24 protein-coding genes are annotated in these 20,555 nt (G+C 57.1%); 11 read left to right on the forward strand and 13 right to left on the reverse strand.

Annotated features, from left to right (window positions below; translation table 11 throughout):
* Positions 1-20: 20 nt before the first annotated feature.
* Positions 21-926, reverse strand: coding sequence for a LysR family transcriptional regulator (locus tag QMP16_RS10235; RefSeq protein WP_058275233.1), 906 nt, complete (start codon positions 924-926; stop codon positions 21-23).
* 228 nt (positions 927-1,154) lie between these two features.
* Between QMP16_RS10235 and QMP16_RS10240 the strand changes: the two genes are divergently transcribed.
* On the forward strand, positions 1,155-1,595 hold the full coding sequence (locus QMP16_RS10240; RefSeq protein WP_282152291.1) for a DUF4399 domain-containing protein: 441 nt from the start codon (positions 1,155-1,157) through the stop codon (positions 1,593-1,595).
* Positions 1,596-1,620: 25 nt separating this feature from the next.
* On the opposite strand, the gene QMP16_RS10245 is transcribed toward QMP16_RS10240, so the two are convergent.
* The 3 genes from QMP16_RS10245 to QMP16_RS10255 form a co-directional block, all read right to left on the reverse strand.
* Positions 1,621-1,998, reverse strand: a complete 378-nt coding sequence (locus QMP16_RS10245) for a hypothetical protein (RefSeq protein ID WP_282152292.1) — start codon at positions 1,996-1,998, stop codon at positions 1,621-1,623.
* Positions 1,995-2,246, reverse strand: coding sequence for a hypothetical protein (locus QMP16_RS10250; protein ID WP_282152293.1), 252 nt, complete (start codon positions 2,244-2,246; stop codon positions 1,995-1,997). Before QMP16_RS10250 ends, QMP16_RS10245 begins: the two co-directional genes overlap by 4 nt.
* Before the next feature lie 97 nt (positions 2,247-2,343).
* The gene (locus tag QMP16_RS10255) at positions 2,344-4,371 is read right to left on the reverse strand and encodes an NADPH-dependent 2,4-dienoyl-CoA reductase (protein ID WP_282152294.1); all 2,028 of its coding nucleotides are present in this window, start codon (positions 4,369-4,371) and stop codon (positions 2,344-2,346) included.
* Between the two features lie 137 nt (positions 4,372-4,508).
* On the opposite strand from QMP16_RS10255, the gene QMP16_RS10260 reads away from it, so the two are divergent.
* A complete protein-coding gene (locus tag QMP16_RS10260; protein ID WP_282152295.1) occupies positions 4,509-5,003 on the forward strand; it encodes an RNA pyrophosphohydrolase in 495 nt (164 codons plus the stop codon).
* Here the strand turns inward: QMP16_RS10260 and QMP16_RS10265 are convergent.
* Positions 5,000-5,644 (reverse strand): NYN domain-containing protein, encoded by a 645-nt coding sequence (locus QMP16_RS10265; protein ID WP_282152296.1) that lies wholly within the window; start codon positions 5,642-5,644, stop codon positions 5,000-5,002. The genes QMP16_RS10260 and QMP16_RS10265 overlap by 4 nt on opposite strands.
* A gap of 187 nt (positions 5,645-5,831) precedes the next feature.
* Here QMP16_RS10265 and sigZ point away from each other — a divergent pair, with 187 nt between their 5' ends.
* The 4 genes from sigZ to QMP16_RS10285 all read left to right on the forward strand — a co-directional run bounded on the left by sigZ (position 5,832) and on the right by QMP16_RS10285 (position 9,425).
* Positions 5,832-6,371, forward strand: a complete 540-nt coding sequence (gene sigZ / locus QMP16_RS10270) for an RNA polymerase sigma factor SigZ (RefSeq protein ID WP_282152297.1) — start codon at positions 5,832-5,834, stop codon at positions 6,369-6,371.
* A gap of 64 nt (positions 6,372-6,435) precedes the next feature.
* On the forward strand, positions 6,436-7,146 hold the full coding sequence (locus QMP16_RS10275; protein ID WP_282152298.1) for a glutathione S-transferase family protein: 711 nt from the start codon (positions 6,436-6,438) through the stop codon (positions 7,144-7,146).
* A 72-nt stretch (positions 7,147-7,218) separates the two neighbouring features.
* On the forward strand, positions 7,219-8,592 hold the full coding sequence (locus tag QMP16_RS10280; protein WP_282152299.1) for a radical SAM protein: 1,374 nt from the start codon (positions 7,219-7,221) through the stop codon (positions 8,590-8,592).
* Entirely contained in the window at positions 8,589-9,425 is an 837-nt protein-coding gene (locus QMP16_RS10285; RefSeq protein ID WP_282152300.1) for a DUF547 domain-containing protein, read from the forward strand. The genes QMP16_RS10280 and QMP16_RS10285 overlap by 4 nt, the downstream gene beginning before the upstream one ends.
* 8 nt (positions 9,426-9,433) lie before the next feature.
* On the opposite strand, the gene QMP16_RS10290 is transcribed toward QMP16_RS10285, so the two are convergent.
* Together QMP16_RS10290 and nth are read right to left on the reverse strand one after the other, a co-directional pair.
* On the reverse strand, positions 9,434-10,423 hold the full coding sequence (locus QMP16_RS10290; protein ID WP_282152301.1) for an adenosine kinase: 990 nt from the start codon (positions 10,421-10,423) through the stop codon (positions 9,434-9,436).
* The gene (gene nth / locus QMP16_RS10295; protein ID WP_282152302.1) at positions 10,420-11,064 is read right to left on the reverse strand and encodes an endonuclease III; all 645 of its coding nucleotides are present in this window, start codon (positions 11,062-11,064) and stop codon (positions 10,420-10,422) included. The genes QMP16_RS10290 and nth overlap by 4 nt, the downstream gene beginning before the upstream one ends.
* Positions 11,065-11,182: 118 nt before the next feature.
* Here nth and QMP16_RS10300 point away from each other — a divergent pair, with 118 nt between their 5' ends.
* The 3 genes from QMP16_RS10300 to QMP16_RS10310 all read left to right on the forward strand — a co-directional run bounded on the left by QMP16_RS10300 (position 11,183) and on the right by QMP16_RS10310 (position 13,592).
* Positions 11,183-12,034 (forward strand): methylated-DNA--[protein]-cysteine S-methyltransferase, encoded by an 852-nt coding sequence (locus tag QMP16_RS10300; protein ID WP_058275230.1) that lies wholly within the window; start codon positions 11,183-11,185, stop codon positions 12,032-12,034.
* A gap of 51 nt (positions 12,035-12,085) precedes the next feature.
* On the forward strand, positions 12,086-12,979 hold the full coding sequence (locus QMP16_RS10305) for a cation diffusion facilitator family transporter (RefSeq protein ID WP_282152303.1): 894 nt from the start codon (positions 12,086-12,088) through the stop codon (positions 12,977-12,979).
* Positions 12,980-13,157: 178 nt separating this feature from the next.
* The gene (locus QMP16_RS10310; protein ID WP_282152304.1) at positions 13,158-13,592 is read left to right on the forward strand and encodes a glyoxalase superfamily protein; all 435 of its coding nucleotides are present in this window, start codon (positions 13,158-13,160) and stop codon (positions 13,590-13,592) included.
* Positions 13,593-13,650: 58 nt separating this feature from the next.
* On the opposite strand, the gene QMP16_RS10315 is transcribed toward QMP16_RS10310, so the two are convergent.
* Positions 13,651-15,090: an aldehyde dehydrogenase family protein gene (locus QMP16_RS10315; RefSeq protein ID WP_282152305.1), complete on the reverse strand. Its 1,440-nt coding sequence runs from the start codon at positions 15,088-15,090 to the stop codon at positions 13,651-13,653.
* Positions 15,091-15,296: 206 nt separating this feature from the next.
* Here QMP16_RS10315 and QMP16_RS10320 point away from each other — a divergent pair, with 206 nt between their 5' ends.
* A complete protein-coding gene (locus tag QMP16_RS10320; RefSeq protein WP_058274981.1) occupies positions 15,297-15,947 on the forward strand; it encodes a peroxiredoxin in 651 nt (216 codons plus the stop codon).
* A gap of 56 nt (positions 15,948-16,003) precedes the next feature.
* Here QMP16_RS10320 and QMP16_RS10325 read toward each other — a convergent pair whose 3' ends face one another.
* The 4 genes from QMP16_RS10325 to QMP16_RS10340 all read right to left on the reverse strand — a co-directional run bounded on the left by QMP16_RS10325 (position 16,004) and on the right by QMP16_RS10340 (position 18,454).
* Complete coding sequence (locus tag QMP16_RS10325; protein WP_348774591.1) at positions 16,004-16,738, reverse strand: glycosyltransferase family 25 protein; 735 nt, start codon at positions 16,736-16,738, stop codon at positions 16,004-16,006.
* 58 nt (positions 16,739-16,796) lie between these two features.
* Positions 16,797-17,492, reverse strand: coding sequence for an outer membrane protein (locus QMP16_RS10330; protein WP_282152307.1), 696 nt, complete (start codon positions 17,490-17,492; stop codon positions 16,797-16,799).
* Between the two features lie 144 nt (positions 17,493-17,636).
* On the reverse strand, positions 17,637-18,158 hold the full coding sequence (locus tag QMP16_RS10335) for a helix-turn-helix transcriptional regulator (RefSeq protein WP_282152308.1): 522 nt from the start codon (positions 18,156-18,158) through the stop codon (positions 17,637-17,639).
* 23 nt (positions 18,159-18,181) lie between these two features.
* The gene (locus QMP16_RS10340) at positions 18,182-18,454 is read right to left on the reverse strand and encodes a PepSY domain-containing protein (protein ID WP_282152309.1); all 273 of its coding nucleotides are present in this window, start codon (positions 18,452-18,454) and stop codon (positions 18,182-18,184) included.
* 236 nt (positions 18,455-18,690) lie between these two features.
* Here QMP16_RS10340 and QMP16_RS10345 point away from each other — a divergent pair, with 236 nt between their 5' ends.
* The gene (locus QMP16_RS10345; RefSeq protein ID WP_113790916.1) at positions 18,691-19,326 is read left to right on the forward strand and encodes a DUF1326 domain-containing protein; all 636 of its coding nucleotides are present in this window, start codon (positions 18,691-18,693) and stop codon (positions 19,324-19,326) included.
* A gap of 101 nt (positions 19,327-19,427) precedes the next feature.
* Here the strand turns inward: QMP16_RS10345 and QMP16_RS10350 are convergent, their stop codons facing one another.
* Complete coding sequence (locus tag QMP16_RS10350; protein WP_282152310.1) at positions 19,428-20,405, reverse strand: Hint domain-containing protein; 978 nt, start codon at positions 20,403-20,405, stop codon at positions 19,428-19,430.
* Positions 20,406-20,555: the final 150 nt, after the last annotated feature.

Here is a 20,555-nt window from a genome sequence, read left to right on the forward strand (position 1 = left end):
AATGTCGCGCGCTCCTGAGTTCACCAGTCCATCGGGCCTTTTTCGTGAAAGGCATCGACGAGAAAATCTATGAATGCTCGCACCTTGGGCTGTGTAAATCGCCCTGGCGGGTAAACGGCGTAGACGCCCTGCACCTCGTCCGGAAGCGATGGCATCGCATCCACAACGGCACCGGATTTCAGCGCTTCTGCGTACAGATAGCTGGGCAGATATGCGATCCCCAGACCAGAGATGGCGGCGTTCAACAGGGATTGCCCATCGTTCACGCTCAGCCACCCTGCGGTGCGAACCTGTCTTTTTTCACCCGACGGCGCGGTCAGCCTCCACACGTTGCCAGAAGACTGGCTGGAGTAATGCAGCAGCTTGTGTTCGTTCAGATCGTCAATTTTCTGCGGTCGGCCGAATTTCTCGACATAGCTGGGCGCCGCGACCATCCGTTTGACAGTTTCTGTCAGTTTACGGGCGCGCAGGGTGCTGTCTTCCAGTTCACCAATCCGGACGGCCACATCGAACCCTTCTGAAATCAACTCGACGTAGCGGTTGTTCAGAACCATATTCACTGTGATATCAGGATAGGCCGCCAGAAAATCCGACAGAACCGGAGACAGATGATTGACGCCGAAATCTGTTGCAACGCTGATCCGAAGCAGACCCGAGGGGGCGGATTGCATCGAAGTCACAAGCGCATCAGCTTCGCCGGCATCATTTAGAACGCGCCTTGCGCGATCGTAATATGCCAGGCCAATTTCGGTCGGCGACACGCGCCGGGTCGTGCGGTTCAGCAGCCGTGCGCCCAGACGGGCCTCGAGGCTGGAAACATGCTTTGACACGGCCGATTTGGAGATGCCCATTTTCTTGGCCGCATCGGTGAAGCCACCCTGGTCCACCACATTGGCAAAGGCTTCCATTTCGGTCAGTCGGTCCATTCTCATTCCCCAGGTCTTAGTCCTTTTTGCCAACCTGACGTCCAATCTAGGCGGAAACAGGGCGGACATGGGATAATATCAGGGTTTCAATTCGGATCGTTTGCATATGGGAAACGCGGAAACGATGGTTTCCTAGATGGCCACAAAGCCTGTAAGCCAAGGGTTTTGGGTGATTTCGGCCAGATATGCTAGGGTGACAATGGCAAATTTGTGACCACGGAGGAGATCATGAAAGCCATTTATACCATAGCAGCCACATGTCTGTCCGCGACCCTTGTATGGGCGGGTGGCGAGACGCCGTCGAACCCAGACGCACGGGTCTATTTTGTAAACCTGTCGGATGGCGACACGGTTTCATCGCCGGTGACCGTGGTCTTTGGGTTAAGCGGGATGGGCGTGGCCCCCGCCGGAACCGAGGTGGAAAACACCGGTCATCACCATTTGCTGATCGACCGCCCGCCATTGGGTGAGGGCGAGGACGGTGTGGACGAGCTGGCCTATGGTCTGCCTGCGGACGACAACCATCTGCATTTCGGCGGGGGACAGACCCAGGTGACAACGGAATTGGCCTCTGGTGCACACACGCTGCAACTGGTGCTGGGCGATGCCGGGCATGTGCCACACTCCCCTCCTATTGTGTCCCAGGTGATCACGATTACGGTCGAGTAATCGCGTGCCTTCACGGCACGGGCGACTATGCCACGTCGGGCAATAGGAAAATACGGCGCGCCAGCGCCGAATTCAGCCGTTCTTGTGGATACCATTGGCTGAGGGTTGTCTTGGCCATCAAATCGGGGTTTTCCGCAATGAATGCCTCGAAAGTGCTGGATTGTGAACTGGCAAGACGCTCTGCGATCAGGCTCATGAACGCGTAGGTGATCGTTAGGTTGAACTTATCCGGGGCGCCGGCTTTGGCCGCAAGTGTTCGGATCCCTTTGGCGTAGATCGCTGCAGCATCGATGAAATCGTACTTTCGCAGCAGGTCATATGCGACCTGTACATGTTCGGCATGTCCGAACGTTGTGTTATCGATGGCGTGTGCCTCAAACGCGCTGGTGATGTCGGTGCTCATTCCCCGTCCTTCTTGAAACGGTGGCTGTCATTGGCTGTCCAGTCGAGGTCGTAGACACTTTTGAGCTGTTTGACCTTCTCCAGCGTTTCCTCGGAAAACGCTGGCTTGTTCTCAAAGCTATGCAGAGCAATCCCCTCGATCAGATCGCCAAGGGTCATGTTCAGCGACTCTGCCAGCCCCTTGAGGACTTTCAGCAGGCGTTTTTCGATACGAATTCCCGTTTGGGTGCGTTCAATTTTTTGACTCATGAAGTACATATGTATATAAATACCAATAGAGTCAAGTGGCACAAAAAAAGCCGCCTCCTTAGAAGCGGCTTTCGTCAGAGCAATTGTGACAATGGCGTCAGAACGTAGCCGCCAGTCGCGTCCCCTGATTGATCGCCCGTTTGGCGTCCAGCTCTGCCGCCACATCTGCCCCGCCGATCACATGCGGAGTGATGCCGCGTTCGATCAGCGCATCCGCCAGGCTGCGCTCGGACTCCTGACCGGAACACATAACGATTGTGTCCGCCGCGATCACGGTCGGATCAGCACGTTCTTCGCCAAAGCTGACATGCAGGCCGTCCTCATCGATACGCTCGTAGTTCACGCCGCCCACAAAGTTGACGTCCTTCATCTTGAGCGTAGCGCGGTGAATCCAGCCGGTTGTTTTACCCAGACCTTTCCCATGCGCCTGTTTCTTGCGCTGTAACAGAGTGACCTCACGCGCAGGTGCCGCAGGTTGCGGACCCTCAGGTGCCAGGCCCGAGCGGTGTTCGGCCGGGTCTGTGACGCCCCATTCCTTCATCCATGCGGGCAGGTCGGTGGTAACGCTGTGGCCGTCTTCCAGCAGGAATTCGGACACATCAAACCCGATGCCGCCGGCACCGATCACGGCGACTGACTTACCGACATCCGCCTTTTCGCGCAGCACGTCGATATAATTGATGACGTTGTCCCGATCCTGACCCGGGATTTGCGGATCGCGCGGAATGACACCAGTAGCGATAACCACCTCGTCAAAGCCGGTCAGGTCGTCAGCGCTGACTTCGCGGTTCAGCTCTACCTTCACACCCAGATCGGTCATCATGGTGCGGTACCAATCGACCAGTCCCCAGAACTCTTCTTTGCCCGGAACCTGCTTGGCCATGTTCAATTGGCCGCCAATCTCCGAGGCGCGATCGAACAGGGTCACGTCGTGTCCGCGCTGGGCTGCGGTCATCGCGGTGGACAATCCCGCGGGGCCGGCGCCGACAATGGCAATCGTCTTTGGCGCTTCAGTTGTGGTGATTTCCAATTCGGTCTCATGGCAGGCGCGCGGGTTCACAAGGCACGAGGTCAACTTGCCGCTAAAGGTGTGGTCCAGACACGCCTGGTTGCAGGCAATGCACGGCGCAATCTGTGCCGCTTCACCTGCAATTGCCTTGTTGACGAAATCTGCATCGGCGAGCATCGGACGGGCCAGAGACACCATGTCGGCGCAACCCGTCGACAGGACCTCTTCGGCTACCTCTGGCGTGTTGATCCGGTTCGAGGTGATGACGGGGATAGAAACCTTACCCATCAGCTTTTTCGTTACCCAGGCGAAGGCCGCGCGCGGAACGCTGGTGGCGATGGTCGGAATGCGTGCTTCGTGCCAGCCGATGCCGGTGTTGATGATCGTGGCACCGGCCTCTTCGATACGCTGGGCCAGTTCAACGACCTCCTCATGGGTCGAGCCATTGGGGATCAGGTCGATCATCGACAGGCGATAGATGATGATAAAATCAGTGCCTACGGCTTCACGCGTGCGGCGAACGACTTCGATCGGCAGGCGCATACGGTCCTCATAGGACCCGCCCCAATGGTCGGTACGCTTGTTGGTGTGTTTCACAATGAACTGGTTGAGGAAATATCCCTCGGACCCCATGATCTCGACCCCGTCATAACCCGCTTTCCGGGCCAGAACGGCAGCGTTCACGATGTCGCTGATCTGTTTCTCGATACCTTCCTCGTCCAGCTCATTCGGCGGGAAGGGCGAGATCGGGGATTTCACCGGGCTGGGGGCCACACATTTCGGACCATAGGCATAGCGACCCGCATGTAGGATCTGCATCGCGATCTTGCCCCCCGCGTCGTGCACCCGCTGTGTGACGATGGAATGGTTCGCGACTTCTTTGTCATTGGTCATCATCGACGCGCCGGGCAGCACCGATCCTTCAAGGTTCGGGCCAATCCCGCCTGTCACCATCAATGCGACACCGCCACGGGCGCGGTCGGCATAGAACTCGGCCACCCGGTTCCAGTCGCCGGTTTCCTCAAGCCCTGTATGCATCGACCCCATCAGGACGCGGTTCTTCAAAGTCGTAAAGCCCAGATCCAGCGGGGCCAGCATATTTGGGTACGCAGTCATGGCGAACTCTCCCTCCTGATTTTTGCGGATAGATTGACCTTCACGTCAATGTTGTCACGCGAAACCTAACGTCACACCCTTTGCCTTCACTCCGCTGCTTGCTACAGAACCCACAAAGCATGTTTACGAGGCTGCACATGACCCCCGAAGAGATCGCCAAACTGCCCTATCGCCCTTGCGTGGGGCTTATGCTGATGAATGCCGAGGGCAGGATTTTCGTCGGTCAGCGCAATGATCGCCACAAGGATGCATGGCAAATGCCTCAAGGCGGCGTGGACAAGGGCGAAGATCCACGGGATGCAGCCCTGCGTGAGCTGTGGGAAGAAACCGGCGTAACCTCGGACTTGGTCGAGATCGTCGCTGAGACGGACGGCTGGCTGCCTTATGATCTGCCACACGACATCGTGCCGAAAATCTGGAAAGGCCGTTATCGCGGGCAGGAACAGAAATGGTTCTTTCTGCGGTTCACCGGCCGCGACGATCAGATCGACATCCAGACCGAGCACCCGGAATTCATCAAGTGGAAATGGCAGGAGCCCGGTCAGCTGATTGACGAGATCGTGTCGTTCAAACGTGAGGTTTACCGACAGGTGGTTGCCGCCTTTGCCGATTACTTGGGCTTTGGGCGCTAACCAAAGCCTTGGGGCTTGAAGCGAACGCGTGCGGCAGGTCCTTTGGGGTCCAGTTCGAACAAATCGTCGCGCGCGGTCAGGTATCCGCGCCAGTTCTTTTCGGGATACGTACTGATCTTGATATCGTGTAACCGACGCATACGCACGTTTAGATCGGCGATGGGTATGCCTTGCCCATTCTGGCTGCCCTGAGAAATTACAGTCTGGATTTTTCTGTCGAGGTCGGACGCCTCGGAGGCTTGGCTTTGCTGAAGCTCAACAAACACAGTGCAATTATCCCGAACGTGCTGTGGTGCTTTGGCTTCGCCAACGCCGACTGTCCTGACGCCGAATTCGCGTAGCCGCCGATGCAGGTGCGTAAAGTCGCCGTCCGAGCTGACGATCACCATGGCATCGATGCCCCGGTTCAAGGCGAACTCGATTGCGTCGATACACAATAGAATATCTGAGGCGTTCTTGCCCGTGCCGCTATGGATCAGGTGATATTCGCTGGCCTCATGCCACGCCGAAGAAACCTGAGCATTCATATAAACCCGTGCGACGTCGATACGCCCATATTTCTGAGCGATCCGGCCAACGTATTTTTTGTAAGTGGCGCTGATATTGTCGCCGTCCACCAAAACAGCTACGCGAAGTGTCATAAAAAAATCCGGAATTAATCTAATTGGCGATGAGATACATCGACACTGAGGCAAATTTTTGGCGTTGTAGCTGGCAACCTCGCCTTGCCAAAAATCGCGCCGGCAGACCTGCAAAATCGGTTCCTACAAACGTGCGGAGTACGAGCAGGTGGTTGCCGCCTTTGCCGATCACCTGTCATAAAGCGGCATGCAGATTGAAGACATCTGGCCCAAGTACCGCGCGCGCCTGAAGGCGTTTCTGCATTCGCGTGTGTCCAACACCGCGGATGTGGAAGACCTGTTGCAAGAGATCTCGGTCAAGGTCTTCACCGGTCTGCCCAATCTGAAAGACCCTGCCAAACTGCAACCGTGGTTGTTTCAAACGGCCGACCGCACGATCATCGACCATTACCGAAAATCCGGCCGTGTCGAGGCGCATCCGGATGATCTTTGGTATCATCGGGATGATCCGGAAACGCGTCAGGACCTTGAGGGGTGCGTCGAACCTTTCATTCGCGGGTTGCCGCAGGAAACCGCGGACATGCTGATGGAGATCGACATCAATGGCATGTCCCAACAGGATTATGCACAGGCGCAGGGGCTGGCCTATTCAACGCTTAAGTCCCGGGTTCAAAAAGGCCGCTCGGAGCTGCGAAAAGCGTTCGAAGATTGCTGCAATATCTCAATGGATGTGCGGGGCAATATCTCGGACGTGCAGAAAAAACCGAAATCCTGCAAAAAATGTTGATCTGATCGTCGTCTTTTTGGCGCGGGCTTCGTCTGTCAGATGAAACCAGCAAAAGGAATGACAAATGATCCGTATCATCAGTTTCAAAATCTGCCCCTTCGTTCAGCGTATCACTGCGCTGTTGGAAGCCAAGCAGGTGCCCTATCAGATCGACTACATAAGCCTCAGCGACAAGCCGGATTGGTTTCTGGAGCTGTCGCCGACAGGTCAGGTGCCGGTTCTGGTGACCGAAGGCGGTATAGCGCTGTTTGAGTCGGACGCGATTGCCGAATACCTCGATGAGGTGGCCGCCCCGCTGCAACCCGATCTGACACCCGAACAGCGCGCTCTGAACCGCGCGTGGAGCTATCAGGCCAGCAAGCACTACCTTGTTCAGTGCAGCGCAATGCAAAGCGCGGATCTGGTGATCTTTGCGGATCGGACGACCAAGTTGAACGCCTCGTTCGCGAAAGCCGAGAAGCAGCTTAGCTGTGGCCCATTCTTTGCGGGTGAGGCGCTGGGCAATGTCGATATGGCTTGGTTGCCGTTGCTTCACCGGGCTGCAATCGTGGCCGATCACAGCGGGCACGATATGTTGGCTGACTATCCTAAGGTGAAGGCGTGGCAACAGGCTTTGATGGCGACCGGCATCCCGCAGAATACCGTTTCCGAGGATTTTGTCACCCGGTTCACCGATTTCTATCTCGCAGACCGAACGTGGTTGGGGCGGGGTGCGAACCTGAACGAAGCGCCTGTAACCGCTCAGGTGAAACAATCCGGCGGGTGCTGCGAGTGATTCACTCACTAAGCCGCACGTTGGCGTGAGGGGGCGTGGCCGCATCTGATCGACCTGTCTAGCTTGACGGGTATGAAGGACACGGCCCCAACTCTCTCTTCTGTAAAACCCGCCGGACGCAAGTTTATCGGCAACGACCGTCGCGCGCCTTTGCGCGGCGGTCTGCAAGGGTGCGGGGAATATGGCGCAGGGCAGACGGCAGGCCGGTTCTACCCCATCGCCTGCGTCGCGCTTGAGGTCACCCAACGTTGCAATCTGGATTGCACACTGTGTTACCTCTCGGACCGAGCCGAGATGACCTATGACCCACCGCTGTCGGTTCTGTTTGCGCGTCTTGCCACGATCCACAGCCATTATGGCCCCGGTGTCTCGGTCCAGTTGACGGGGGGTGATCCGACCCTGCGCAAGGTGGAAGACCTAGAGGCACTGTGCCGCGAAATTCGCCGCCTGGGCATGCGGTCGTGCCTGATGACCAACGGCATTCGCGCCAGCCGGGCGTTTCTGACGCGGCTTGCGGCGGCGGGGTTGGATGACGTGGCCTTTCACGTCGACATGACGCAGGAACGCAAGGGGTTCAACAGCGAGGCTGAGTTAAATGTGGTGCGCCGCGCCTATATCCGCCACACGCGCGGACTGGGCCTGCGGGTGTTGTTCAACACGACGGTCTTCGGCGGCAATATTGCTGAACTCTCTGCGCTGGCGCGGTTCATGCGAGACCGCCCCGAGGTCGCCTTTGTGTCCTTCCAGATGCAAGCCGATACCGGGCGCGGGGTGTTGCGCGAACGTCCCGACGCGATCACGCAGGACAGTGTCATGCGCGCGGTCGAGACCGGATATGAAACGCCCCTGCATTTCGACACGGCCACCGTTGGGCATTCGAAATGCAATCGCTATGCAAGTGTTGTGACTGCCGGCGGGCGTGCGGTTTCGGTTCTGTCCGCCAAACGCCTGACTCAGAAAGTGATCGCTGCGCTAAGCCGGGCCGATCAATCAACCGACGGCCATATCGACACCCGTGACAGCGTCCGGCGTATGGCGTGGCGCAACCCGTTTTTGGCGCTGCGAGCCGGGTTGTACCTGCTGAGGTGCGTGCTGCGATTGGGTAGAGGTTTATTGCGGGGACCTGTCCGCCGGCAATCGTTGTTCATTCATAACTTCATGGCCGCCGACGCATTGGAGGATGATCGATGTGCCTCTTGCGTCTTTATGGTCGCAACCGCGAACGGGCCGCTGTCGATGTGCGTGCACAACGCGCAGCGTGACATGCATCTGGCCGAACCGGATCGGGTCGACGGGCCATCTGGCCCAAGCTGGTGGAATGCCGCTGTTCCTCGCCTGTCTGGCGGGCCCGATCTGCCGGATCTGAGCGATCCGGGTCTGGCCCCGCTCAAGCGGCTCAAGGGGCAATTGCGGGCCACGCGTCGGAACCAAAAGGACGTTTCATGAGAAAACTTCTGATCCTGCTGCTTCCAGTTTTGACCGCATGCGCAAGTGTCGAGCGTCTGGCCTTGCCCGCCCCCGAGGCATTGCCAGAGCAGACCCTGACCAGTTTTGCGTCCCCGCCGGGCGAAAAGGTCGATCACCGCGATTTGACAGCTTTCCTGCACCGCTATGTCGTGACCGACGGGCAGGGGGTGAACCGGGTAACTTACGGGCAGGTGACACAGGCAGACCGCGCGCGCCTAGACGAATATCTGGTCGATCTGCAAGCCATTTACCCTGCGCGTCTGACACGTGATCAGCAACTGGCGTATTGGATCAACTTGTACAATGCGCTGACGGTGGATGTGGTTCTTGAAAACTATCCCGTCGCTTCGATCCGTGACATCAAAAACGGGCGATTTTCGATTGGGCCGTGGAACCAAACTCTGGCGCGGGTGGCTGGGCAGGAGTTGACCCTCAATGACATCGAACACCGCATTATTCGGCCCACATTCGGCGAACCGCGCATCCACTATGCGCTGAACTGTGCTGCTGTGGGCTGCCCCAACCTGATGGATCGCGCCTGGCAGGCCGAGACGTTAGAGCGCGATTTCGCCGCTGCCGAGCACGCCTATATCAACAACCCGCGTGGTGTGCAGTTCGACGCGCGTGGCGGATTGATCCTGTCAAAGATCTTTATCTGGTTCAGCGAGGATTTCGGACCGAATGAAAAATCCGTGCTGGCCTATATCGCGACAGCAGCTGAACCCGAGCTGCGCGCCCGTCTTCAGCAGACGCCGCGTGTCAAAGCGTATCAGTATAACTGGGCCTTGAACGACGCGGCGGCTGGATATTAATCAGCGGATTACAGCAACCCTTCGGCGCGCAGCAGTTCCTGCATGTTCGCCTCGGGGCGCGGGCCGATGTGACTGATGACCTCGCGGGCGCAGATATTGCCGATCTTGGCGCAGGCTTCGTGATCGCGGCCTGTGGCCATGCCAAACAGGAAGCCGGCGGCAAACTGATCGCCCGCACCGGTTGCGTCCACGGGCACGACTTTCTCGACCGGTACGTCGACGCGTTGCCCGTCGCTTAGGACAGTCACGCCGTCGCCGGAGCGGGTGCATACGACAAGCGGGCAGATCGCGGCGGTTTTGGCCAGCGCCTCTTCCAGATCGTCGGTTTCGAACAGGGATTTGATTTCGGCCTCGTTGCCGATGACGAAATCAAGTTCGTTTTCGATCAGCAGCAGGAAATCGACACGGTGGCGTTCCACACAGAAGGGGTCGGAAATGGCGATACCCGCCTTGCCGCCACTTTTGTGGCACGCGCGCGCGGCCTCTAGAAACGCAGCTTTGCCCTTTTCCTTGTCGAACAGATACCCCTCAAGGAACATGATCTGGCTGTTGCCTGCGACGTCATCCGATACGTCCTGCGACGACAGTTCCGAGGAAATCCCCAGATAGGTATTCATTGACCGTTCTCCATCAGGCGAGACAAAAATCATCGAGCGCGAGGTCGGCAGTTCGCCACCCGGAACCGGAGGGTTCACGAAATCAACGCCGTCCTCGTTCATCGCATCCGCGTAGAACCGGCCCAGAGCGTCATCATGAACCCGCCCGATAAACGCTGAATCCAGCCCCAGCGCACCTGCGCCGGCGATGGTGTTGGCGACCGAGCCACCCGGCGTCTGAACCCGACCTTCCATCGAGGCATAGAGGACCTCGCCACGCTCCTGCTCGATCAGCTGCATGATGCCTTTTTCAATGCCCATCAGCTCTAGGAAACTGTCGTCGGCTTGAGAAATCACGTCCACAACTGCGTTTCCGATGCCGGTCAGTTGGTAGGTTTTCATAGGTTCTTGTCCTCAAATTCGCAGAGATCGCGGATGATGCAGGTACCGCACATGGGTTTGCGCGCTTTGCAATGATAGCGGCCATGCAGGATCAGCCAGTGATGCGCATGCAGTTGAAAATCAGTCGGGATATTGTCTTCGATGGCGCGTTCGACGGCGTCCACATTCTTACCGGGGCAAATGCCGGTGCGATTGCCAACCCGAAAGATATGCGTGTCCACCGCCTGCGCCGGATATCGCCACCACATGTTCAACACCACATTGGCGGTTTTGCGGCCCACTCCCGGCAGCGATTGCAGTGCTGCACGGGAATTGGGTACCTCGCCGTCATAGTCGTCGACCAGAATACGGCTGAGCTTGATGACGTTCTTGGCCTTCTGGCGGAACAGACCAATGGTCTTGATGTGTTCGATCAGACCTTCTTCGCCCAGATACAGCATCTTTTGCGGTGTGTCAGCGATCTTGAACAAGGCGCGTGTCGCCTTGTTCACACCGACATCTGTGGCTTGCGCAGACAGGGCCACGGCGACCACCAGGGTATAAACGTTGACATGCTCAAGCTCGCCCTTGGGTTCGGGGTCGGCTTCCTGAAAGCGCGTAAAGATCTCGCGGATCCGGTGATATCCGAGTTGTTTTGCCATCCGCGTCTTAATGCCGTTCGGGGCGCGTCGATACAAGTCCAAAGCCAATGCGCAAGTTCCGGGTCGCGAGGGCGTAACCTGCGCGCTATGGTTTGGTCAAGAATATGAGGTAATAGCCATGAACGTCCAGACACCGGAAAGCGGATACCACTACAACGTCATGCGCCGCGCGATCGACCTGATTGATCGAGGCGGAGAAGGCCTGAGCCTGGAAGAGCTAGCCCGCCAGATGGATATGAGCCCGGCGCATTTCCAGCGCCTGTTCTCGCGTTGGACGGGGGTGTCGCCGAAACGCTACCAGCAATATCTGACCTTGGGCCACGCCAAGGCATTGTTGCGGGAACGGTTCACCACGTTGGAAACCGCACACAACGTCGGCCTGTCCGGCAGTGGCCGTCTGCACGATTTGTTCCTGAAATGGGAATCCATGAGCCCCGGCGAATACGCGCGCAGAGGCGTGGGGCTGACGATCTATTGGGGCTGGTTCGAATGCCCCTTTGGCCCGGCACTGGTCATGGGAACCGATAAGGGTATCTGCGGCATTGCCTTCGGGGCCGAAACTGGCGAAGAGGCCGCGATGGAGGATATGATCTCACGCTGGCCCAAGGCCGAGTTCATAGAAGATCCGATGCGTCTGCGCCCTTGGGTTCTAAGTGCTTTTGGCGCGGCAAGCGACCGGTTGGAACCTACGCCGCTGTACCTCATTGGCTCGCCCCTGCAAATCAAGGTTTGGGAGGCGCTGATGCACATCCCGTCGGGTCAGGTCACCACCTATTCTGAGATTGCGCAACGTGTGGGATCGCCACAAGCAGTGCGCGCCGTGGGTACTGCGGTTGGCCGCAACCCGGTCAGCTGGCTGATCCCTTGCCACCGGGCGCTCCGCAAATCCGGTGGGCTGGGTGGCTATCACTGGGGCTTGCCGGTCAAACGCGCAATGCTGGCATTCGAGGCCGCTCAGGCCGACGCATAGTCACGTCAAAAACAAACTTTGCGCTGCTGCATCCTGTGATAGTGAGATTCTATGAAGCAGGACAGCAGGCAGATCACACAGACATTCGCGGCGTGGGCCATTCCGGTTTCAGTGGCGGTTTTGCTGCTGAAACTGCTGGCCTGGTGGGTGACGGGCTCGGTCGCCCTGCTCTCGGACGCCTTGGAATCAGTGGTGAATGTAGCGGCCGCTCTGCTTGCATTTTTTGCGGTGCGGATATCTGGCATGCCGCCAGACAAGAAACACCCGTTCGGGCATAAGAAAGCCGAGTACCTGTCGGCGGTTATTGAGGGAACATTGATTGTTCTGGCTGCGCTGCTGATCATTCGTGAAGCCGTCTATGCCCTGCCTAATCCGCATCTGGCCGGGGAACCGTTATTGGGCATTGCCATAAATGTGGGCGCGACGTGCCTGAATGGTATCTGGGCGTTTCTACTGCTGAGGATAGGGCGACGAGAATCCTCACCGGCGTTGGAGGCGAGCGGAAAGCACATATTAACCGACATTATGACCTCGGTCGGCGTTGTTGTCGGGTTGCTGATAGCGATGGCGACAGGTTGGTTGGTCCTTGATCCGATCATCGCGATTCTGGTGGCGTTGAACATTCTGTGGGAGGGGTGGAAGGTCATCCGCAGCTCGGTCGACGGGTTGATGGATGCTTCGCTGGTCGATGGGGAATTGACGTCTGTGCGCGAAACAATCGAAGCCAATTTGGGCCCGGCGCTTGAGTATCATGATCTGCGCGGTCGCAGGTCAGCCAACATGATTTTCGTTGAGTTTCACCTTGTCGTTGACGGTGCCATGTCGGTCGCGGCCGCGCATGACATCTGCGACGATATCGAGGCGGCCCTGAACAGGAAGTTTCCGGGGTCAGTGTTTGTCATCCATCTGGAACCGGACAGTGAGTTAAAAAGTACCAGAGCCTGATTGACAGACGCATCCGCCAGTGCGAAATGTCACCCTCAGGTTCGGGTCCCCTGCCGTTCGCAGCCATTTGGCATTGGTGAAACCCGGTTGATGAACATCTGTTGCCCTTTTCTGGCGCGCGGATGGCAATGCGAACTCCGTCTTGACTTGGCGCCCGTTTAAGGAAACGAGGCAAGAAATGACACGTTCAAACAATATTGCTCCACTTGAGGAGCTAAAAGCGCAGGCAAAACGACTGCGCGACAGGCTGCGCGGAGCGGGGGTTTCGCTATCGCATAGTGAATCGCTGGAATTGCTGGCGCATCAACACGGGGTGCGCGATTGGAATACGTTGCACGCCATGGCCGGAAATCGCATGCATTTGCGTGTTGGTGAACGGGTTGAAGGGTTCTATCTGGGGCAGCCGTTCAGGGCGGAAATCCGTGGTATGACCCTATTGGGTGACGGGTCGCATCGGCGCGTTACGTTACATTTTGACACCCCCGTGGATGTCGTTCAGTTCAACAGCTTCTCGGCCTATCGTCAGCGCGTAACCGGTGAGATTGGCTGGGATGGTCGATCCACGCGGCATACCTCGGACGGCCAACCGCAACTGATCGTGCGACCCACGTAAAGAAAAGGGCGCGGCGGGTAACCACCGCCGCGCCCTTTTGTTAAGTTCTGGTCTGGCGTCACTCTGCCGCCCAGCCACCGACGGCTTTGACCTCAAGGAAATCCTCCAACCCCCACAAGCCGCCTTCGCGCCCGTTTCCGGACTGTTTCATGCCGCCAAACGGTGATCCTGCACTGCGCGACTGGCCATTCATTTCGACCATTCCGGACCGCAGTACCCGCGCCATTCGGTTAGCCCGCGCGCCGTCTTGTGTCTGAACATAATTGGTCAGGCCGTATGGCGTGTCGTTGGCAATCTCGACCGCTTCTTCTTCGGTGTCGAAGGGGATCATGGTCAGGACCGGGCCAAAGATCTCTTCGCGCGCGACGGTCATCTGGTTATTGGCGTCAGCAAAGACGGTTGGACGTACATAATAGCCCTTGTTCAGCCCCTCGGGCCGACCGGTGCCGCCTGTCACCAATCGGGCGCCTTCATCGATGCCCTTCTGGATCAGGTCCTGGATTTTGTTCCACTGCACCTCGTTCACGACGGGGCCGATATGGCGGCCTTCTTCCTGCGCGCTGCCCACCGAAACCATGCTGGCCACTTCAGCCGCCGTTTCCACGGCTTGATCGTAGATCGGGCGTTGCACCAGCATGCGGCTTGGCGCATTACAGCTTTGGCCGGTGTTGTTCATCATGTGCAGAACACCACGTTTGACGGCCTTTTCATCGGCATCGGCAAAGACCACGTTTGCGCCCTTACCGCCCAGCTCCAGATGTACTTTTTTCAACGTGTCTGCAGCACTTTTTGAGATCGCTGTGCCTGCGCGGGTCGAGCCGGTAAAGCTGACCATATCAACATCAGGATGCGCCGAAAGCTGGGAACCAACGCCCACGCCATCGCCGTTCACCAGATTGAACACACCGGCGGGGAAGCCAGCCTCATCCATCATCTCGGCAAAGATCATCGCGTTCAGCGGGCTTTGTTCGGAGGGTTTCAGAACCATGGTGCAGCCTGCAATCGCCGCCGCGCCGACCTTGAGCGTGACCTGGTTCATCGGCCAGTTCCACGGTGTGATCAGGGCAGCAACACCGACGGCCTCATAGATGATCCGGTCATTGGGCGCGTGATCGCCCAGCGGGCGGTCGAATTGGAACGCTTTGGCTGCGCGCACAAAGTTCGCCAGGTGATACATGCCCGCGCCGGATTGCTGGGTGCGCGCCATGTCGATTGGCGCGCCCATCTCAAGAGACATCGCCTGTGCCAAATCCTCAGACCGGGCTTGGTAAATCCCGATCAGTTTCTCGACCAACGCGATGCGATCTTCGACCGGTGTGGCCATCCAGCCGGGCAGGGCGGCCTTTGCAGCAGCAACTGCGGCGTCGGTATCAGCTTGCGCGCCCAGAGAGATCACCGCGCAGGGTTCCTCGGTCGAGGGGTTGATCACCTCGAAATCATTCGCTGCAGATGGGGCGACCCATGTTCCGTCAATGTAGAAATTGCGTTTCTCGATCATCACGTATCCTCCTGATCCCGTGGCCCGGATGCCGGGAATTTGCGCCACTCTGGCACCGGTATTTCGGTGTGGCAAGGCGCAATTTGATCAAATTAAATTCCTCAAAAATGAATACCCTTTCAAGCAGCGAATGGTTTAACAATGGCGCAGAGTTATTAGGTTTCCAGCAACCGACTCGGTTTGTTTCACAAAAAAGGAGATGCCCCATGGGTTTGCGCATCAATGACACCGTTCCGAATTTCACTGCAGAGACGGATCAGGGCACTGTTCAGTTCCATGACTGGATCGGTGACAGCTGGGCGATCCTGTTCTCGCACCCCAAGGATTTCACGCCCGTCTGCACTACCGAGTTCTCGGCCGTCGCGCAGCTGAACGACGAATGGGCGGCCCGCAACACCAAGGTAATGGGCGTCTCAGTCGATGGTGTCGAGGACCACAAGAAGTGGAAGAAGGACATCGAGGCGTATGGCAACGCCAACCCCGGTTTTCCGATCATCGCCGACGACGGCCTAGCCGTGTCCAAGGCGTTCGACATGCTGCCCGCAGAGGCGTACCTGCCCGATGGCCGCACCCCTGCAGACAGCGCCACTGTGCGTTCGGTCTTTATCATCGGCCCGGACAAACAGTTGAAATTGTCGATGACCTACCCGATGACCGTGGGCCGCAACTTTGCCGAAATCCTGCGCGCGCTGGACGGTCTGCAGATGAGCGCCAAGGGCGTGGCCACCCCCGCGAACTGGGTGCCGGGCGAAGACGTGATCATCCCGCCTGCGGTGTCGAATGACGAGGCAAAAGAAAAATTCGGTGAGTTCGAAACCATCTTCCCGTATCTGCGTAAAACCAAAGCGCCCAGCTAAAGTAGCTCGGGCAGGGCGCTAAGCTCTGCCCGATTCCAATCCCCCTTTTGGGGTGACTAAGCTGCGGATCGTTGAGGGTGCTGATACAGTTTCCGACGGTAGGCAGCACGCTTGAATTCACGCGTCAGCTTGTCGGCCAGCGGCGGGCTTGCCTGTATGGTCGAACCGCCGATTTCTTGTGCGACTTCCTGATTGCCGCTTCCTTGCAAGGAAAGGATCGGCTGCCCAGTCACCCAGTGCATTTGCAGGAACGTGTCGACCGGTCGGTCAATCTGGTCGGTTACGGCAAGCAACCGCTCAGCCGCACGCCGCCCGACCACCTGGCAGACGCATTGCAGGCCAATGACTTTTGGCAGGATCAGACGCAATCCGTTTTGCTTTACAAGCGTTCGTGCCGCATCCTCGCGTTGTTTCACGGGAATTCGGATATAGTGATCCGGGGTTGCAAGCGGATCCAGCATTTCCAACGCACTGGCCATGCGGCAAGGGTCTATACGCAGATCATCCTCGGTAATGATAGCGCGGTCGATCTTCTCATCAACGAGCTTGCGCCAGATTCGCCGATGGCTCGCGAAAACTCCGATCTCCGCTGGGCGCAGCGGAAAAGGGTATCTGGGGCGATACAGATCGCCTGGAAACAATTGTACATCCGCGATTTGAGCAGGGTCCTTCCCATCGACGGCCTCGAACAGTTCCGCATCGGGCAGACTGGCACACAGCCGTTCGGCATTGGGTCGCCGCGCTGTGCTTGCTGTCATATGGATGACAAAAGTCCTCATGCCACAGTGCATAGAACACGATAACGAAAGGGGGAAGAGAAACCCGAAAGAAACACTTCCCCGTGATCCATCAGAAACCGTAACGCAGGCCGACATTGACGCTGAAGGCGTCGATATCATCCTCGACCGTACCCGTGGACGCACCGTTTGGTGCCAAACGTGCCGAGGATACGTCGAATGCGCGGGCATATCGGGTGTCCAGGGTCAGAGAGGTATTTGGGCTGATCTCATAGGCTACACCGGCAATAATTTGCGCAGCAAAGGTGGTGTCGGTGTCGTTCAGTTCGACGCCCGGCCCGTAGACAAAGTCCAGATCAGAGTAGGTGGCACCAAGACCCAGACCGACATAGGGCGTGAAGGCCCCTGCCTGTTTGAAGTCGACCAGCACATTGGCAAACAGCGATGTCTGCGACACGTCACCCGAAATGTTGCCTTCCGCGCCGGGACCGTTGCCCGAGAAATTGACGCCGTCCACGTCGTTATCACGATAGGACAGTTCCAGCTCGATCCGGGTGCCAAACTGATCGTTCGACCATTGCGGGATCTCTTTGCCGACCGCGATGCCCAGCCCATAGCCGCCATCGAAATCGGTATCCACCGACTGCGATGATCCATTGATCGTGCCGCTAAAGTCGCTGTCCTGTAGTTGGCTGTACCCGGCAAAGCCCTGAAGATAGAGACCCTCGGACAAGCTCTGTGCGGCCAGCGCGGACGCGCTGATCGTCAAAGCTGTCGAGGCGAGAAGAAGACGCGTAACTATGACCATGTCCTTTGTTCCACAATTGGTATGGCGCACATGTGGGCAGTAGAAGCAGGAATGAAAGGCGCCAGCCCTTCACTTCAATTCACAGGATATTGGGCGTGTGTGAGTGAATAAGATCAGCACCGACCTAACATTTTGATTCACGGTCTATGTGGTCGAATTCGAACTTTCAGAACTGTTTGTAAGCAAAGGTTCGGAAAGCAGCTCATCGATAAAGTAGCTCAGCAATTGCACGCGCCCCGTAACTCCTGCTTTGCGATACACCGCGGCGCATTGCGCTTTGACCGTGCCTTCTTTGGTTTGCCGCAATGTCGCGATGCCCGCAATTGACAGACCCTTTATAGACAACAGGGCAACGTCGCGCTCAGCATCACTCAGGTTCCACTCAGTGAATTGAGAGGCGATGAGTTGAGCAAACGCGCCCTGCGCGACACTCAGTTGTCGTTGCATGTCGCGCACACGCCTGTTTTGGGACCGGATCAGTGCAATCGTCGCGGCAAGACCGCCGATCAATGCCAGGGCCAGAACCAGTTCGAAACTATGCAGGTGGCGAAAGCCCGCGCTTTCCCCACCGGTCCAGTCCAGCATCGCGTCCGTCACGAAAAAGGCGGCGCAGACGGCCTGCACCACCAAAAGGAGCCAAAGCAATGACGTTTGTGAAAGCTTCATGAGGCTCCTGTGATTTTATCCGATCAATCGTCGTCCTCTTCGAGTTCGATGGCAGTTACCACGCCGTCCGTCTCGGACAGGACGAGTTCAGTTTCCACGCCATCCTTGATGAGTTCAACCTCGATCTCGCCGTCTTCGAATTCGATCTCTTCGATCTGGTATCCCTGCGCCTCCAGGGCCGTGCGGATATCGGACTCGGTGGTGCCCAGTTTGTCGCCCAGCCCGACATTGGCCAGTGCAAGAACCGGCGCTGTTGCAATCAATCCGGTCAGTGTCAGCAGTTTCAAGGTTTCCATTTTGCATCTCCTTTTTGCGTTGTGGCGATGTTGTGAAACTGGGAACAGGGCGCGTGCGCTGCGATTGGCTTTTGGTTGAAACGCAAGGAATTGGACCAAGGTTTATCCCGGTAAAATGCGGTTTCAGGCCACCTGGTTCTGCATTTGACCGAATTGTGCTAGGGTCATGTGGGGGAATTCTACAGGCACGAAACCACGGCGTCGGGCGTTCAGACTGTGTAAAACAGGAGAAGACGATGGCATTCACAGATTGGTACGTTGAAGGCGATGCATTCGGGAACTGCAATTGCGGCTATGCCTGCCCTTGTCAGTTCGAAGAATTACCAACCCACGGAAATTGCCGCGGCTTTGAGGTGCTTGAGGTTTCCAAAGGACATTTTGGCGACACCGACCTTGCGGGCACAAAAGCTGCGCTGATCTACGCCTGGCCTGGCCCGATCTTTGAGGGCGGCGGCCAGATGCAGGTGATCATCGACCCAAGCGCCTCGGACGCGCAACGGGCCGCATTGGAAAAGGTCTTTCACGGGGAAGAGACCGAGGAAATGGCAACCCACTGGCATGTCTTCCGCACGATGTGCGACACGGTTCACGAGACCCTTTATGTGCCGATTGATTTTGAGATGGACATGGATGGGCGCACTGCCAAAGTCTCAATCGGTGAGGTGCTGAGCTCAACTGGCCGTCCTATCGAGGCCCCACATGGCGGTGGTCCGCATCGCGTTCGGATCGACATTCCCGGTGGTATCGAATTTACCCTGGCCGAGATAGGCAGCGCCTCGACCAAGGCAGATGCCGCGATCTCGCTGGATTTAAACGACAGTTATGGCCAATGGCATGTCATGAAACACGGTCCAAGCGGCGTTTCACACTGACAGATGCGACACACGGGCATGACTAAACCAAACCCGAACTCATAGGCTCATAGTAAACCCGAAAGTGGACTTAGGCAGAGTGTTCCGCTGCGTAGGTGGTGTCACCAAATCATTGGGACCGACAGGTCTGACCGAAGAAGGCGGACTTCGTAGGGTTTGAGGACTGGCAGAGCGGTCTCGCCATAACCCGTTTTGCTGCACATAAGTTCGGGGAACAGTTCAAACAGCTCGCGTTTGGTGGCCGGGGCCATTGCGCTCATTGTGGTGTCGCCGGGGAAAAAGGACTCGGACCAGACACCTTCGACATTCACTAGCTCATGTTTGTCGAACAATATATGGATGTATTCGACCCCTTGTTCCGGAGGGAGTTGTTCGATGCCCTGACCGTCGACCATGCCTTTGGCCGGGGCCAGCATTACAGAATCAAAGTAATACAGCTCCATAACAGCAGAGGTTACAGCAATCCGATGCTGGGGAGAGACCAAAAGATCCCGACTAGGACAACCTTCGGTAAAGCGGTCGGCGCGGATACGAACCGGGCAAAGGTGCGGATCACGTTTCAACTCTTGCGCAGATAACTGGCGCCGGCCAATCCAGCGCACCGGCCGCGCACTGCCATCTGCCGTGATCACTTCGTCTCCGGGTTCCAGTGTTTCAATTAGGCGTCGACCTGCCGCCGTAAGGATCAGGGACCCGGAAGTAAAGCAAACGAAAGTTGGAAGTGTATCGTAGACCGAAGGCGACGCAGGGTTTTGCGTCAGTGTGTTGCCTGACAGTACATCGTTGACCGCAACCTGACCGGATGTGACGACGATGTACTGAGTTCCTTGCCATTGCAGCAAAGTAAAAGTAACTGGCGATCCGCCGACATTGGCGGTGTAATTCTCAAAAACCTGGAAATCTTCGGAAGTATTCAACCCAGCGATGCCGCTCACATCAAATTGCTGGCTGCCATCGGCGTCCGGGTTTTCAAGTTGGTTGTCATTGTCGGTAATTGCCACCTGAAAGGCGTTCGTGACCGTGACATTCGGATTAAAAAGCGGATCGGCGCTTACTTGATACAGTGTAAAAAAATTCATGGATTAACGATGCCCCTGAAATTGAAACACTCATCTTCATTCCCACCACAATACACGCAATGCGTGTATTATATAAGGTGCTGATTTCTTGTTTCGGGACCTATGGCACCAATGGCAGAGTGAGGCGGGTTAAGTAAGTTCTGAGCATCA

It is taken from the genome of Ruegeria atlantica (assembly GCF_947495585.1).
GTDB lineage: Bacteria > Pseudomonadota > Alphaproteobacteria > Rhodobacterales > Rhodobacteraceae > Ruegeria > Ruegeria atlantica_G.

Bases quoted from the DNA above. Each gene is read 5' to 3' on its own strand.
- QMP16_RS10235 (WP_058275233.1), bottom strand. From the start codon at position 926: ATGGACCGACTGACCGAAATGGAAGCCTTTGCCAATGTGGTGGACCAG.
- QMP16_RS10240 (WP_282152291.1), top strand. From the start codon at position 1,155: ATGAAAGCCATTTATACCATAGCAGCCACATGTCTGTCCGCGACCCTT.
- QMP16_RS10245 (WP_282152292.1), bottom strand. From the start codon at position 1,998: ATGAGCACCGACATCACCAGCGCGTTTGAGGCACACGCCATCGATAAC.
- QMP16_RS10250 (WP_282152293.1), bottom strand. From the start codon at position 2,246: ATGAGTCAAAAAATTGAACGCACCCAAACGGGAATTCGTATCGAAAAA.
- QMP16_RS10255 (WP_282152294.1), bottom strand. From the start codon at position 4,371: ATGACTGCGTACCCAAATATGCTGGCCCCGCTGGATCTGGGCTTTACG.
- QMP16_RS10260 (WP_282152295.1), top strand. From the start codon at position 4,509: ATGACCCCCGAAGAGATCGCCAAACTGCCCTATCGCCCTTGCGTGGGG.
- QMP16_RS10265 (WP_282152296.1), bottom strand. From the start codon at position 5,644: ATGACACTTCGCGTAGCTGTTTTGGTGGACGGCGACAATATCAGCGCC.
- sigZ (WP_282152297.1), top strand. From the start codon at position 5,832: ATGCAGATTGAAGACATCTGGCCCAAGTACCGCGCGCGCCTGAAGGCG.
- QMP16_RS10275 (WP_282152298.1), top strand. From the start codon at position 6,436: ATGATCCGTATCATCAGTTTCAAAATCTGCCCCTTCGTTCAGCGTATC.
- QMP16_RS10280 (WP_282152299.1), top strand. From the start codon at position 7,219: ATGAAGGACACGGCCCCAACTCTCTCTTCTGTAAAACCCGCCGGACGC.
- QMP16_RS10285 (WP_282152300.1), top strand. From the start codon at position 8,589: ATGAGAAAACTTCTGATCCTGCTGCTTCCAGTTTTGACCGCATGCGCA.
- QMP16_RS10290 (WP_282152301.1), bottom strand. From the start codon at position 10,423: ATGAAAACCTACCAACTGACCGGCATCGGAAACGCAGTTGTGGACGTG.
- nth (WP_282152302.1), bottom strand. From the start codon at position 11,064: ATGGCAAAACAACTCGGATATCACCGGATCCGCGAGATCTTTACGCGC.
- QMP16_RS10300 (WP_058275230.1), top strand. From the start codon at position 11,183: ATGAACGTCCAGACACCGGAAAGCGGATACCACTACAACGTCATGCGC.
- QMP16_RS10305 (WP_282152303.1), top strand. From the start codon at position 12,086: ATGAAGCAGGACAGCAGGCAGATCACACAGACATTCGCGGCGTGGGCC.
- QMP16_RS10310 (WP_282152304.1), top strand. From the start codon at position 13,158: ATGACACGTTCAAACAATATTGCTCCACTTGAGGAGCTAAAAGCGCAG.
- QMP16_RS10315 (WP_282152305.1), bottom strand. From the start codon at position 15,090: ATGATCGAGAAACGCAATTTCTACATTGACGGAACATGGGTCGCCCCA.
- QMP16_RS10320 (WP_058274981.1), top strand. From the start codon at position 15,297: ATGGGTTTGCGCATCAATGACACCGTTCCGAATTTCACTGCAGAGACG.
- QMP16_RS10325 (WP_348774591.1), bottom strand. From the start codon at position 16,738: ATGCACTGTGGCATGAGGACTTTTGTCATCCATATGACAGCAAGCACA.
- QMP16_RS10330 (WP_282152307.1), bottom strand. From the start codon at position 17,492: ATGGTCATAGTTACGCGTCTTCTTCTCGCCTCGACAGCTTTGACGATC.
- QMP16_RS10335 (WP_282152308.1), bottom strand. From the start codon at position 18,158: ATGAAGCTTTCACAAACGTCATTGCTTTGGCTCCTTTTGGTGGTGCAG.
- QMP16_RS10340 (WP_282152309.1), bottom strand. From the start codon at position 18,454: ATGGAAACCTTGAAACTGCTGACACTGACCGGATTGATTGCAACAGCG.
- QMP16_RS10345 (WP_113790916.1), top strand. From the start codon at position 18,691: ATGGCATTCACAGATTGGTACGTTGAAGGCGATGCATTCGGGAACTGC.
- QMP16_RS10350 (WP_282152310.1), bottom strand. From the start codon at position 20,405: ATGAATTTTTTTACACTGTATCAAGTAAGCGCCGATCCGCTTTTTAAT.